12 protein-coding genes and 1 riboswitch are annotated in these 12,611 nt (G+C 70.4%); of the genes, 2 read left to right on the top strand and 10 right to left on the bottom strand.

From position 1 onward, the window contains the following. The 4 genes from IEZ17_RS07435 to IEZ17_RS07450 form a co-directional block, all read right to left on the bottom strand. A partial coding sequence (locus IEZ17_RS07435; RefSeq protein ID WP_189297714.1) for a hypothetical protein occupies positions 1 to 531 on the bottom strand: 531 nt, incomplete at its 3' end. Between the two features lie 2,503 nt (positions 532 to 3,034). Beyond that, positions 3,035 to 3,157, bottom strand: a complete 123-nt coding sequence (locus IEZ17_RS44140; protein WP_308427603.1) for an integrase — start codon at positions 3,155 to 3,157, stop codon at positions 3,035 to 3,037. Positions 3,158 to 3,543: 386 nt separating this feature from the next. Then, a complete protein-coding gene (locus tag IEZ17_RS07445; protein WP_189297716.1) occupies positions 3,544 to 4,740 on the bottom strand; it encodes an FAD-dependent oxidoreductase in 1,197 nt (398 codons plus the stop codon). Between the two features lie 34 nt (positions 4,741 to 4,774). Then, positions 4,775 to 5,266 (bottom strand): hypothetical protein, encoded by a 492-nt coding sequence (locus tag IEZ17_RS07450; protein ID WP_189297718.1) that lies wholly within the window; start codon positions 5,264 to 5,266, stop codon positions 4,775 to 4,777. Positions 5,267 to 5,373: 107 nt separating this feature from the next. Here IEZ17_RS07450 and IEZ17_RS07455 point away from each other — a divergent pair, with 107 nt between their 5' ends. Next, a complete protein-coding gene (locus tag IEZ17_RS07455; protein WP_189297720.1) occupies positions 5,374 to 6,489 on the top strand; it encodes a PadR family transcriptional regulator in 1,116 nt (371 codons plus the stop codon). A gap of 171 nt (positions 6,490 to 6,660) precedes the next feature. On the opposite strand, the gene nicT is transcribed toward IEZ17_RS07455, so the two are convergent. The 3 genes from nicT to IEZ17_RS07470 form a co-directional block, all read right to left on the bottom strand. After that, entirely contained in the window at positions 6,661 to 7,938 is a 1,278-nt protein-coding gene (gene nicT / locus IEZ17_RS07460) for a Nickel transporter NicT (protein WP_373299765.1), read from the bottom strand. Positions 7,939 to 7,969: 31 nt separating this feature from the next. Continuing rightward, positions 7,970 to 8,184, bottom strand: a riboswitch (cobalamin riboswitch). 110 nt (positions 8,185 to 8,294) lie between these two features. Then, positions 8,295 to 9,143 carry an alpha/beta fold hydrolase gene (locus tag IEZ17_RS07465; RefSeq protein WP_189297722.1) on the bottom strand — a complete coding sequence of 283 codons (849 nt, stop codon included), beginning with the start codon at positions 9,141 to 9,143 and terminating at the stop codon, positions 8,295 to 8,297. Positions 9,144 to 9,222: 79 nt separating this feature from the next. Then, complete coding sequence (locus IEZ17_RS07470) at positions 9,223 to 9,903, bottom strand: MarR family winged helix-turn-helix transcriptional regulator (protein ID WP_189297724.1); 681 nt, start codon at positions 9,901 to 9,903, stop codon at positions 9,223 to 9,225. Between the two features lie 86 nt (positions 9,904 to 9,989). Between IEZ17_RS07470 and IEZ17_RS07475 the strand changes: the two genes are divergently transcribed. Continuing rightward, entirely contained in the window at positions 9,990 to 10,400 is a 411-nt protein-coding gene (locus IEZ17_RS07475) for a hypothetical protein (protein ID WP_189297726.1), read from the top strand. Positions 10,401 to 10,432: 32 nt separating this feature from the next. Here IEZ17_RS07475 and IEZ17_RS07480 read toward each other — a convergent pair whose 3' ends face one another. From IEZ17_RS07480 to IEZ17_RS07495, 3 genes are all read right to left on the bottom strand, one after another. Then, entirely contained in the window at positions 10,433 to 11,089 is a 657-nt protein-coding gene (locus IEZ17_RS07480; RefSeq protein WP_189297727.1) for a nucleoside/nucleotide kinase family protein, read from the bottom strand. Then, positions 11,068 to 11,277 (bottom strand): hypothetical protein, encoded by a 210-nt coding sequence (locus IEZ17_RS07485; RefSeq protein ID WP_189297729.1) that lies wholly within the window; start codon positions 11,275 to 11,277, stop codon positions 11,068 to 11,070. Before IEZ17_RS07485 ends, IEZ17_RS07480 begins: the two co-directional genes overlap by 22 nt. Positions 11,278 to 11,439: 162 nt before the next feature. Further along, positions 11,440 to 12,597, bottom strand: a complete 1,158-nt coding sequence (locus tag IEZ17_RS07495) for a methyltransferase (RefSeq protein ID WP_189297731.1) — start codon at positions 12,595 to 12,597, stop codon at positions 11,440 to 11,442. Positions 12,598 to 12,611: the final 14 nt, after the last annotated feature.

Consider the following 12,611-nt stretch of genomic DNA (forward strand, 5'->3'; position numbering starts at 1 on the left):
ACGGCGACGGCGCATGAGGGCGGCCAGCAGGAGCGGATTGTCGATCAAACTCTCCCCGCCTTCTTCACGGCGGCGGCGCATGAGGGCGGCCAGTAGGAGGGGGTGCTCGATCAGGTTCTCCCCGCCTTCTTCACGGCGACGGCGCATGAGGGCGGCCAGCAGGAGCGGATTGTCGATCAAACTCTCCCCGCCCTCCTCACGACGACGACGCGTCAAAGCGGCCAGCAGGAGCGGGTGCTCGACGAGTCCCTCGCCACTCTCCTCACCGTGCTCCGCGCGCCGTGAGAGCAAGGCAGCCAGGAGAACAGGGCTGATACCGGATTCCTCGCCGACCTCTTCTTGCTGTTCGCGCGTGGAGCTTTGCGTAGCCGATGTCATTCCTTTTCCCTTCGGGCGTGAATAGATGCACTGGAAGCGAGGGATTTCAGCCGCAGCGGCTGTCTGCTCGCTCAAATCATCGTCACCCGCGTTACCACTCCCCGCACTTTCGGATTGCTTTTGATACCCAAACAGCGGCGTCAATTCGCGCATTCCAGCGATCGGGTAAATCCGACTGGCGCAGCACGGTTTGCGCGAGATGCTTCCTCCACTTAAGGCGGCACGCATCTCGGCCAACAGAGTGTCATGACCGGCGCTCGCCGACTGCAAGCTGGAGGGCCGGATGGGTGATTCCTTCCACGAGGCAGACCACCTCGACACCGGCCTGCACACTGACCACTCCATCGGAAGCCGTCCTCAAGGGCGGACGCGCGCACCACCTTGAATAACGCCTCCTTGGTGTGATGCAGGGCTTGGATTGCCTCGCCGGCCGTAGGACGTGAGGCGCGACTCGGTACGTCGACCGCGACCAGGTCGGCCATTCCGATCGCGATACCGGCACCTGCCGCCGAGAGGGAAATTGACGCCACCACGTTACTGCGCACTCTTTAGCCGGACGCGTTCAGTCGAGGCTCCCATGCCGAAGGGGCGTCAATGGCCAGCAGGTGGGCGAGTTGAGGATTTCCCACTCATCGGCGCACTCGTCAGCGCCAAAATAAAAATTGTAGGCAATGTGGCTATAAAGCATTCAAAGGATGCAGCGGAAGAGCCCTTCGATATCCGATTGTCGCGTCAGGGAATCGAAACACCCGCGGTTTTCGTCGGCCGCCATGGCGTCGCCAGGTGGAACAAGCCAAGGACGACGGTGACGGCAATCGTGACGACGGCTACGGCACACGGGCGCTCACGGCCACGAGCTGCGGTACACGGTCGACGGACCCGAGGACGGACGGAGTACAGCCCTGCCCAACGCTGCGGATCAGAAAGGCGGAGGCTCGCCACCGTCGCCGCAGAGCACCGAACGCCGGCCGCAGCTGGGCCGGCGGAGCCGGGCCCCCTGAACGTGCCGGATCCGTGCCAGACGGGGCGGCGAAACGTGGTCAGGAACGGTCAGCCACGGATACCTGGCGATCGGGAACGAAGAAGGCCCCCGACCGGGGTTTCCCGGGTCAGGGGCCAACTGCCTGCGGAGGCTGTGGGATGTGAACCCACGGTGGCGTCGCCACCACGACAGTTTTCGAGGCAATGCACCGCGGGATAGCCGCTATGCCTTTGACCTGCCCGGAGTCTCCCGACCGTTCGCTGAGCGCCCGTTCTCGTCCACACCCCGTCCACAGGCCCCCTGGGCAGCCGACCTCGCCCCTGCCTTCACTCAGACCGTCGAAGCGAACGGTTCGACCGCCCAGGCGGCAGTGAGCTCCATTCGGTGAGCACCGCATGACAAGTTCGATCCGCCGCGCACAGCGCGGCGGCGCCGGCCGTCGTCCGGCGCGCGCCTTGCCTCCTGTCTTCGCCCCGGCCGGCCCGCGCCGGATGCCGCCCGCGCCCACAAGGGGGCGAAGACCAGGCCGGGCCGACGACGTCGACGACAGATGGAGAGGAAGCCTCCGGCGGGGGCGCTCCGACTCCGGGATGGCGATCTTGTCGGCGAGTGCCGGCTCTGAGTGGCTGAGGCGAAGGGCTGCCATGGGTGCCTGTCGGCAGCCGGGGTCGGACAGGGTGGGGCTGACATCAACAAGGACGCACAGCAATGACGGCGAGAATGCGCAGGTCGGGCCGCGCGGGGGCCATTGGTTTGGCGACCAGGACAGCCCGTCAAGTACGGGTAAAATAAGGGAAAATAGGGTGTTTTGCGACACGGTCGGCGCGCTAGCCTGATGAAGGTAGACGATCTCAACCCTCGGGGAGGGCATCATGGCCGTCTTCGCCCTATTCGGATTCCGCAGGCCCAGCAGGGTCTGTCACACCTACTACCGCAACCACCGCAGGTATATCCGTTGCTACGGGTAACTGACCGAATACCTTGCTAGGGGCCGGCGCCAGACGCTGGTCCCTGCGGCTGCAGCAACGACCGCGAGCAGGAACCTCCGTGCCACAAGCGACCCAGATCGGGCAGGGAACCACGGGGAACAGCGTCCGGGTGCGGTACGGCCATCAGCCAGGCACGGCCCAATTGCGGCCAAGCGATCGACCCTTTGGGCCGATACCGGCAGTGCCGCGTCTGGCCGGGACCCGCGCCATGACACCACCGTCGTCCGGTGCACCGCCGTACCCGCGCTGTGGCGCCGCCGTTTGGCGCACCGCTCCGCGCGGGAGACGAATCGGGGGCTCCTCCGGACCCCACCCCCGCTTACCGGGCGCCGTGGTTGCTGACTACGGCGATGCAGCAGGCCACGATGGGCACGGCCCGTACGAGCGAAAGTCAGGGGCTGACATCCACCGCTGACATCAACGAGGGCGAACGTCGGCGTATCTCGACGGTTCGACCCGGAACCACCAAGGCCAGCCGAACGCCGCCGTACAGGGCAGGCGTAGCAGCCGAACCGAACGTGCAAAGCAGATGTCACAGGTTCAAATCCTGTTGTGCCCACTTCTTGCGTGGAAGTACAAAGGCCCAGGTCATCCGATGTGAAATCGGATTCCTGGGCCTTGATTGTTTTCCGCCGCGGACGGCGCCCGACCGGGATCGTGCCACTCACGTGCCAGATGGCCCGTCCTAGCCGCCCCGCTCCCACTTCGACCGCCGGATCTGCTCGTCGACATGATCGCCGATCGCTTGATCACGTCCGTTGACCAGGTGCTGGCAGATCAGCGCCGCCCGCACGGACGAGTGCCCCATGCGGTGCATCGGCTCGCGGGTCGTAGCACCGCCGGTCGCGGCCAGGGTGTTCCCCGTATGCCGTAGCTCGTGGTATGCCGCAGGTCGTGGAAGTGGACGTCCGAGAGGCCGGCGGTGCGCAGAGCCGGGAGCCGGACCCGACGGAAGTTGTCGCGCCGCAACCGCCCGCCCCGCCCCTCGACCGACACCGCTCAACACCCGAAAAGCAGCCGCCACTTACCCCGGCAGCAGGGCGAGCGAGCCGGCCGGCATCACCACGGCGGTAGGGCGGGCCCGGGTGCGCCGCCGCTTTCCCGCGGGACGCGCGGGGCGAGGACCGACGACCACCCCACCGACTTGATGGCGCCGCTCCGGAAGCCATCCGGGAGGCCCACTGCCGCGCGGCGTCAGGCGGGCGCCACGGGCGCGTCCCAGTCGATCCGGTACCGGTGCGTCCAGCCGAACATCTTCTCCGGCGTCAGGAACGTCCGCGTCGCCAGCGGCATCAGCAAGGCCATGACCTTCGTCGCCACCGGCCCCATCGACTTCTGACTGTTGGTCCTCGCGGCCTGGGCCGCGACCTTCTCCACCCTGCCCCGCCTCAGCTGCTCGTACGTCGCGAACGCCGCGCCCACGTCAGGGATGTCCCGCAGACACCGCGCCAGCTGCACCGCGCTCTCCACCGCGAGGGACGCGCCCTGTCCGGAACTGGAGGACGGCGCGTGGGCCGCGTCGCCGACCAGGACCATCCGGCCGCGGTACCACTTCGGCACCGGAGGCAGGATCTCCAGCCCTCCGAAAGTGAGGAGTTCGTCGTCGCAGGTGCCCCGGAGCAGATCGCGGCCGGGCACGTCCGCGGCGTACTTCTCCCGCAGGATCCGCATCCATGCGGCCGGCGGCGTCGCACGGGCCTGCTCCGCGCTGAGCGGCTCGTCGTACGGCAGGTTGCCGAACCAGGCGGTGCCTCTGCCGGGCACCGGCCAGTAGCCGAGGAACGCGTGCTCGCCGAAAGCGAAGTACATGGTGTCCGGCCGCGCCTGAGGGACCTCCGCCTCCGAGTACGCGCCGAAACCGAGCAGGCCGGTGTACTGGGGACCAGGCGCTGCCGGGTCGATCAGCTGCCGGACCGTCGACCGGATACCGTCGGCCCCGACCAGCACGTCCGCGGTCACCTGGGTCCCGTCGGCGAACTGGGCGATGACGCCCGCCGGGGTTTCCTCGACCCCGGACAGCCGCTTGCCGTACACGGTCTGTACGCCCACCGCGGCGGCCCGCTCGCGCACCGCCCGGTACAGGTCGGCACGCCACATCACCTGGCTGGGTGGCAGGCCCGTCAGGCCGCCGAACTCGCCCATCCGCCGGCCCCGTCCGTCGGTCATGGCCATGCGGTGGATCGGCTGACCGGCCAAGCCCCGGTCCACACCGACGACTTCGAGGGCGTTGAGCCCGTTCGGGGCGACCATCAGCATGCCGCCGAGGCCGTCCGCCGTGTTCTCGTAGGCCTCGTAGACGGTCGCCTCGATGCCCGCCCTACGCAGTGCGAGAGCCGTTACCGGTCCGGCTATGCCGCCTCCGACGACGGCCGCCGTCCTGATCGCGCTCATGTGTCTGCCCCTTTCCCGCGCCTGGGTCGGATGTTCAGTGGCTGTGCGAGCGTGCCGGGTCGTCGACGGTCGGGTGACCGCCCGTCCTGTGGGCGAGCCGCAGGTCCTCCAGATAGGCGCGGGAGCACATGGCGCTGAGGACCGCGATGCCGCTGCGGTGCACACGGACCTCGCTGTCGGTTGCGACACCGGCCAGACGGATCCGACGGGCGCCGGCGAGGGCCGGTTCGTCGGCGGTCCGGACCTGCGCGTCCTTGACCTTGCCGCGGGCGGTCCAGCGCAGGTCCCAGTGCTCGACGACGGCGTCATCCGGCACCAGCAACTTGACCGTGGCGCGCTGGAGTTCCAGGCACAGCTCGATGTCGTCGGGCAGGTCCGGGGAGCGCAGGTCGAGCACGGCCAGGCCCCGGCGGGCGCGCACCTGGATGTGTCCGGCGCGGGTCCAGTTGCCCAGCCGCTTGGTCACGCCGTGGTCGGCGTGAATGCGCTCGGTGGCGGCGGTCGTCTCAGTGCTGGTGGTGGTCATCTCCGTGGTCTCCGTCCGCTGGTGGTCCCTGCTCTTTCCTGTTGGATAGATAGTTGCAGTGAAACTAGTAGCGTGTCAACTAGTATCGCCGTGGGTAGTGTGCGGGCATGAGCACCCCGTCCCGAAGCTCCCCGCTGGCCCTGACCGTGCTGGCCCTGCTGCACTTCCAGCCGCTGCACCCGTACGGAATCCAGAGATGGGTCAAGCAGTGGGGAAAGGACCGGGTCGTCAATGTCGGCCAGCGCGCGAGCCTCTACCGGACGGTCGACCGGCTGCTCGCAACGGGCCTGGTCGCGGTCCGGGAGACCGGCCGCGACCAGCAGTACCCCGAGCGGACGGTGTACGAGCTGACCGACGCGGGGCGCTCGGCCATGCGCGTCTGGCTCCACGAGATGCTGGCCGCACCGAAGCAGGAGTTCCCGCAGTTCCCCGCCGCGCTGTCCTTCGTCCTCATGCTCGCCCCGGAGGAGGCCCTCGACGTGCTGGAACTGCGCGCAGCGGCCCTCGCGCAGACCGTTGACGCGCACGACAGCTCCTTGGCGGAGCAGACGGAGGTCCACGGCCTGCCGCGGGTGACCACGCTCGAAGAGGAGTATCTGCGCGCGATGACCGCCGCAGAACTGGACTGGATCCGCGCCGTCACAGACGATCTGCGCAGCGGGCGGCTGGGCTGGACTCTCGATGAACCGACCGGTCTCGCCCGGAACACCGGGCGGCGGGCCCTGGCCGGCCAAACGCCCTCAAAGCCGGACCACGACTTACAGCGACCGCGAGCCGTGCACCACAGCGAACGCCCAGGTCATGGACCTGGGCGTTCCGTATTTCCCGGAAGGCTCCCCCCTTCTCCGCCAGGTCGGCAGGCGCCGCCGAGGTCGCCGCCGGCGATGGCAGGGGCCGGGCACGAACGCGCTTCACCGGAGGCCGCTGCTTCGGCGGGTCGGTGGGGTTCCTCGCTTGCACCATCGATCGAACGCTGCCATCCAGCGCCTCGAAGCCGTACGGCTGATGCCGCTCGCGGGTGCGGCCACCATCGCCGCGATGATCGATGGGCTCGACCGGATCTCGGGCCAGGGCTTCTTCGTGCCCAGGGGCGTGGGGTACGAGGTGCTGCCGTCCGCGGCGGTGGGTGCGCCGGCGCCGACCGGTCCGGGCTGCTGCGCCGTCGGCCACTTCCGGCCGGTCCTGCGCGAGCACCGGCCGGAAGTACGGAGTGGCCGCGGTGAGCTTGGGGGTGGTGGCCGGCGTGGTCGTCGTGCTGATCCGGGAGTGAGGTGCTGCCCCTCGGTCGGAGGGTGGACGCGGCCGGTGGAAGGACGTGGGCGGGGAGCCCCGGGAGCGGGCGTGGGGTGGACGCGGCCTCGGGGCTCCCCGCTGTGGTGGGTGTTGCCGGGTGCTCAGGGGGCGGGCGGTCCGGGGCGGTCCGGCTCCTGGGCTTCCGCGGAGCCGGCCGGGTGGCCGGTGCGGTCCGTGCGGTCCGTATCGGGTGCCTGTGCGGGCTGGTCCGGGGCCGGTGTGCGGGGCGTCTGCCCGTCGCCCGCAGTTCGGTTCGCCCAGCGCTTTTCGACGCCCGCCAGGCGCCAGTACGTCAGCGCACCCGCCCAGACGACCACGAACAGACCGACGATGACGAACCCCGCGTTGTCCAGATCGATGCCGGAAATCCAGCCGGTGATCGGGTCGTTGAGGCTCAGTTTGTCGTGCAGGACGGTGACCAGCTCGATCGTGCCGATGAAGAAGGCGACGGCGATCGAGAGGCCCGTGATGGTGAGGTTGTAGTAGACCTTGCGCACCGGGTTGGAGAAGGCCCACTGGTAGGCGAAGTTCATGAACGTGCCGTCGAGGGTGTCGAACAGGCTCATGCCCGCGGCGAACAGCAGCGGCAGGCACAGGACCGCGTACCAGGGCAGACCGGCCGCGGCGCCGCTGCCGGCCATCACCATCAGCGTCACTTCGGTCGCGGTGTCGAAACCGATCCCGAAGAGGAAGCCGAGCGGGAACATCTGGCCGGGGCGGGAGACGGAGCGGGTGAACCGCCCCAGGAAGCGGTTCATGAAGCCGCGGGAGCCGAGCTGCGCTTCCAGCTCGGCCTCGTCGTAGCGGCCCTCGCGCATACCGCGGAAGACCCGCCAGATCCCCGCCAGCGCAATGAGGTTGAGCGCGGCGATCAGATAGAGGAAGGTCCCCGAGACCGTGGTGCCGACGGTGCCCAGGATCTGGTGGGTGCGCGATGCGTCGTTCACCAGCGCACCGGCGAGCTGGGCGCCGCCGGCCACGAGAGCGGCCATCACGACGACCACGCTGGAGTGGCCGAGGGCGAACCAGAAACCCACCGACACGGGCCGCTTGCCGTCGGCCATCAGCTTGCGTGTGGTGTTGTCGATGGCGGCGATGTGGTCCGCGTCGAAGGCGTGCCGCATGCCCAGGGTGTACGCGGTGGCGCCGAGCCCGACGCCGAAGACCTGGGTCCCCACGGTGTAGTGACCCGGCACCACGAGGAGGAAGAGCACGCCGAAGGCGACGACGTGCAGTGCGGCTATGACGGCCATCAGACCCGCGGTGCGGACGGTGTCGTGGCGACTCCAGCGGAAGGACCCGTCTGATGGGGATATGGAGAGATTTGGGGAGTTTCGTGGCGAGTTGGGAATGTCTGGGGTATCGGTGGACAGCGCCATGCGGCAGTCACGCTCCAGCACCTCGTGGATGATTTCGTGAGATGCCGTGGCCGGTCTCCTGGCTTACGGGTGCACGCGTCCGCCCCGCCTTCCCGGCCGCGGGCTGCGGTCAGTGGCGCCGTACGCGCACCACGCGCGTACGGAACGGGTCGGAAACTCCCCGATCACAGTGGCGAGGGCCGCTCCGGCCTGGGACCACGAGGTCCTTCACCGGTCTTCCCGAACACCACGGCCCGGTCACTCTAACCGCACCCGGAGACGGAGGTGATGCCGCACGGATGTCGGGACAGGGGAGGCGGGCCGGCGTTGCCGGCATCTCGGCCCCGGCGGCAGGCCTCGGCAGCCTTCGGCGGTCCTCAGTGGTCCAGGGAGGACAGGAAGGCGTGCAGTTCCTGGTCGAAGCACGGGGTGTTCTCCAGATTGACCATGTGGCCGGCCGCCGGTATGCGGATCCTCCTGGCCGCGGGGACGGCGAGCGCTATCGCATGGGCGTTGGCCGATATGTCGGAGGAGTCGAGGTCGCCGTCGAGGACGATCGTCGGCACCCGGATCTCGCCGAGGCGGTCGAAGGCGCCGACCTCGACGGGCATGCCGGCGCCCACGCCGTCGGCGTGCACCTCGACATTGGCGGTCGCCGAGGCGCGCATCCGCTCGCGGAAGCCGGGGTGCACGGCGGAGGGCGCGCGGTGCGGACCGTCCACCCACATCCGCAGGAAGTGCTCCACATAGCGCTCCGCGCCGTCCGGTGCGCCGATCGCGGCGACCTGCTCCTGGATGTGCTCCAGGACGAACGGGTCGGTGAAGGCCCGGCCGCTGATCCCGGGGGCGGCGAGAGCGAGGGCGGTGACGCGGTCCGGGTGGGCGAGCGCGGTGTCGAGCGCGACCCGGGAGCCGTGGGAGAGGCCGACGAGGACGGCGCTCGGGACGTCGAGTGCGTCCAGGAGGGCCGCCAGGTCGTCGTGGTTGGCCCAGTCGCCGGTCACGCTGGAGGAGAGGCCGTGGCCGCGGGAGTCGTAGCGGATCGCGCGGAGCCCGGAGTTCACCAGCCAGGCGAACTGCTCGTCCCACATGTGCTGGTCGAGCATCCCCCCGTGCAGCAGTACCACCGCGGGACCCGAGCCGGCCGTCTCGTAGAACAGCTCGCCGTCGTCGATCGGGACGGTGCCGTTGTCGATCTCGGACCAGGCGCTGAAGTCGTGGGTCATTCTCCGGGCCGTTCTGTGTGGGAAGTGGAGGGGATGGGCGGGTGGATGGACGGGCGGATGGGTGGATGGCTGGCTGGTGTCAGGGGGTAGTTGGGGATGGTTCGGTGGGCTGTGTCGGAGCTGTGTGGGTGGCATCCTGGATATCGGGATTGCCGCTTTCCTCCGGGGGAACGTGCGAGCCGTCCGCCAAGTGCCGGAATTCCTCGCCGAGCCGGTCGAGGACGCGCAGTGCGGTGCTGACATCCGCCGCCGACAGGTCGGCCAGCCCGCGCCGCAGCTCCGCCGACACGGAATCCTGGATCCCGCGCATCACCTCCGAGCCCTCGGTGGTGAGCTGGATCAGGGACGAGCGGCGGTGCGCGGGATTCGGGGCCGTCACCACCAGGCCCAGATCCGCCGCGTGGTTCACCCAGCGCTGCACCGGCTGCCGGTCCAGATCCAGCGAGCGGGCCAACTGCGGGACCGTCCGGGGGCCTTGGGTGCGCAGCGCGTCGAGCAGGGCGTGCTCGCCGGCGGTCATGCCGGTGCCCTGGAGCTCGCGCTCCACCGCGCGCACGATCGTCCGGTGCAGCGGCCACAGGCGCCGTATGACGTCGTGCAGCAGGTCCTCGACGGCGGCGGACTCGACGGCGCCTTTCCGCTCGACGTCCTCCCGCGTGCCGCCCTCCCGCGTGCAGCCCTTCGGCGTGACGTCCTTGCGCTCGGCGTCCTTGTGCTCGACGCCCTTCCATCCGGCGGCGTCCCCCTCATCGACACTCATGATGTCATGATGACATCGTTGATGTCGTTTGGGAAGGCCGTTGGTGAGGAAAGGAGTTGAGGGGACGAGAGGAAGGCGGGACGGCGATGGAGGTGGGTTTGCTGCGCGTGGTGGGGGCGGCCACGGCGGTGTACGGAGTGGCCGTGGCGGCGGTGCCCGATGTCCTGGCGCGCCCCTCGGGTCTGGTGGACGCACGCGGGCGGACCGCGGTCGCGACGCGGACCTCGCTGCGGCCGGTCGGCTGGCGGGACGCGGTCGGCGGGTTGGCGATGGTGCTGGCGCCCGAGGGGCCGGCGCTGCGCACGGCCGCGTGTCTGCGGATCGCGGCCGACTTCGGCGATGCCGCGCTGCTGAGCCTGACCCTGCCGGGGCGCGAGCGACGGCGGAAGGCGGCGGCGGTGTCCGTGGGGTGGGGTGCGCTGTCGGTGCTGGGCCTGCTGGCTTCCGGTGGACGGGGGGAAGGGCCGAAGAAGGGGCGGAGGGCAGGGAGATGGTGAGGTGGTGCGCGGTCGGGGGCCGGGTGCGCGGGTTATTCGCCCGCGGCCGGCGGCGCCTCGTCGGGGGTGAAGGTGACGACGAGGTCGGCGCGTTCGCGGGTGGTCGCGATCAGCCGGGCGTTGGGCTCGTCCGAGGTCCGGACGAAGTGCTCGGCGTCGGTGCGCAGTCGGCCGAAGCGCTCATGGCGGGCGGTCAGCCGGCGGATCCGCTCCGGGGCGTCCAGCTCCATGTACCAGACCTCGTCGAGCAGTTCGCGGACCTGTGCCCAGGGGTCGGAGTAGAGCAGGAGGTAGTTGCCCTCGGTGATGACGAGCGGGATGTGCGGGGCCACGGGGATGCTGCCGGCGATCGGCTCCTCGATGCGGCGGTCGAAGGCCGGGGCGTAGACGGGGGTGCCGGGCTCCCGTGCGCGCAGGCGGGCGAGCAGCGCAGCGTATCCGGCCGGATCGAAGGTGTCGGGCGCGCCCTTGCGGTCCGTGCGCCCCAGGCGGCGCAATTCCGCCTCGGCGAGGTGGAAGCCGTCCATCGGTACGAGCACGGCCTGGCCCGCCAGCTCCGCCGCCAGGTGCGCGGCGAGGGTGGATTTGCCGACGCCCGGCGGGCCGGTGATGCCGAGCAGGCGGCGCCGGCCGGGGGTTGCGGAGGCGGCGAGCCGGCGGGCTCGGGTCAGGAGGTGCGCGGGATCCATGGTGGGTACATCGTGCCCGATGGGCGGGCGGCCGGTGGAGACCGGGGGATTTCCCGTGCTCCGGCGCCGGCCCGGCCGGGCCGGCCGTGGTACTCCGTGCCGTCCTTCGCACCGGGCCCGTTGCGGCGGTCGAGGCCGGGGCGGTCGTCCTTCATGGCGACCGGTCCGGTTTCGCGCAGGTCGTCCATGGAAGGGTCCGAGCCCCGGGGTGTCGAGTTCTGGAGGCAACGGGCGGGCGGTTGCGAGGCGTTGCGCAGGGCGTGCGGTACGCCGTGCGGCAGCAGGGCCCGCATACCGGGGGCCGCCGGTGGGTGGTCCGGCGCCCCTTCCCGTCGGTCGTCAGTCTGTTGTCATTCTGTCGCGCCCAGCCGCCACAGGGAGGTGACCTCGGCGGCGCGCGCCACGTGGAGCGGGTCGGAGGTGTCGCGGGCGCGCGGGTGGCGCGGCGTGATGTCGAGCCGGCCGAGGACGGTGAGACCGGACGCGGCGAAGGCGTCGAGGAGTTCGGCGTGCGCGCGCAGGCCGAGGTGTTCGGCCAGGTCGGAGAGGATCAGCCAGCCCTCGCCGCCCGGTGCCAGGTGGTCGGCGAGACCGCTCAGGAATCCGTGCAGCATCCGGTTGCCCGGGTCGTAGACCGCGTGCTCCACGGGGGAGGTCGGTTTGGCGGGCACCCAGGGGGGATTGCAGACGACCAGCGGGGCCCGGCCGGCCGGGAAGAGATCGGCCTCGACCACCTCCACCTGGTCCGCGACGCCCAGCCGTTCGGTGTTCTCGCGGGCGCAGGCCAGCGCGCGCGGATCCTGGTCGGTGGCGATGATCCGGCGCACCCCGCGCCGTGCCAGCACCGCCGCCAGTACGCCGGTGCCGGTGCCGATGTCGAACGCCAGCTCCCGGCCCGGCAGCGGCGCCTCGGCGACCAGGTCCACGTATTCGCCGCGGGCCGGGGAGAAGACGCCGTAGTGCGGATGGATCCGGTCGCCGCCCAGGGCCGGGATCTCGACGCCTTTCCTGCGCCATTCGTTGGCGCCGATGAGGCCGAGCAGTTCGCGGAGCGAGACCAGCGAGGCGGTCCCGGCGGACGCGGACGCGCCGGCCGGCCCGGGCGGGCCGTAAGCCCTGGCGCACGCCTCGCGGACGTCCGGCGCGCGGTGCAGCGGGACGGCGAGGCTCGCGTCCAGGGGGACCAGCAGCATGCCCAGGATGCGGGCGCGCTGGTTCTGGGCGGCGCGGTGCAGGTGGAACGCCTGGGTGGGGTCGGCGGGCGGCGCCTTGCGGGGGCGGCGGTCGATCCGGCGGGCCATCGCGGTCAGCAGCTGGCGGGCGTTGTGGAAGTCGCCGCGCCAGAGGAGCGCGGTGCCTTCGCAGGCGAGCTTGTACGCCTCGTCGGCCCGGGTCCGGTCGTCCGCGATGACGATCCTGCGGGGTGGCGGGGCGCCGTTCTCGGAACGCCAACGGGCGGAACGGGCCTCGTCGGCCTCGGTCCATTGGACGACCGGCGGTTGGTTCACCGAAGTGTGCCTCG

This window comes from Streptomyces albospinus (genome assembly GCF_014648695.1).
Taxonomy (GTDB): Bacteria; Actinomycetota; Actinomycetes; order Streptomycetales; family Streptomycetaceae; genus Streptomyces; species Streptomyces albospinus.

Coding starts and splice junctions, on each gene's coding strand:
- IEZ17_RS07450 (WP_189297718.1), bottom strand. CDS start 5,266: ATGACCACCACCAGCACTGAGACGACCGCCGCCACCGAGCGCATTCAC.
- IEZ17_RS07465 (WP_189297722.1), bottom strand. CDS start 9,143: ATGACCCACGACTTCAGCGCCTGGTCCGAGATCGACAACGGCACCGTC.
- IEZ17_RS07475 (WP_189297726.1), top strand. CDS start 9,990: ATGGAGGTGGGTTTGCTGCGCGTGGTGGGGGCGGCCACGGCGGTGTAC.
- IEZ17_RS07480 (WP_189297727.1), bottom strand. CDS start 11,089: ATGGATCCCGCGCACCTCCTGACCCGAGCCCGCCGGCTCGCCGCCTCC.
- IEZ17_RS07455 (WP_189297720.1), top strand. CDS start 5,374: ATGAGCACCCCGTCCCGAAGCTCCCCGCTGGCCCTGACCGTGCTGGCC.
- IEZ17_RS07470 (WP_189297724.1), bottom strand. CDS start 9,903: ATGAGTGTCGATGAGGGGGACGCCGCCGGATGGAAGGGCGTCGAGCAC.
- IEZ17_RS07445 (WP_189297716.1), bottom strand. CDS start 4,740: ATGAGCGCGATCAGGACGGCGGCCGTCGTCGGAGGCGGCATAGCCGGA.
- nicT (WP_373299765.1), bottom strand. CDS start 7,938: ATGGCGCTGTCCACCGATACCCCAGACATTCCCAACTCGCCACGAAAC.
- IEZ17_RS44140 (WP_308427603.1), bottom strand. CDS start 3,157: ATGGGGCACTCGTCCGTGCGGGCGGCGCTGATCTGCCAGCACCTGGTC.
- IEZ17_RS07485 (WP_189297729.1), bottom strand. CDS start 11,277: ATGGACGACCTGCGCGAAACCGGACCGGTCGCCATGAAGGACGACCGC.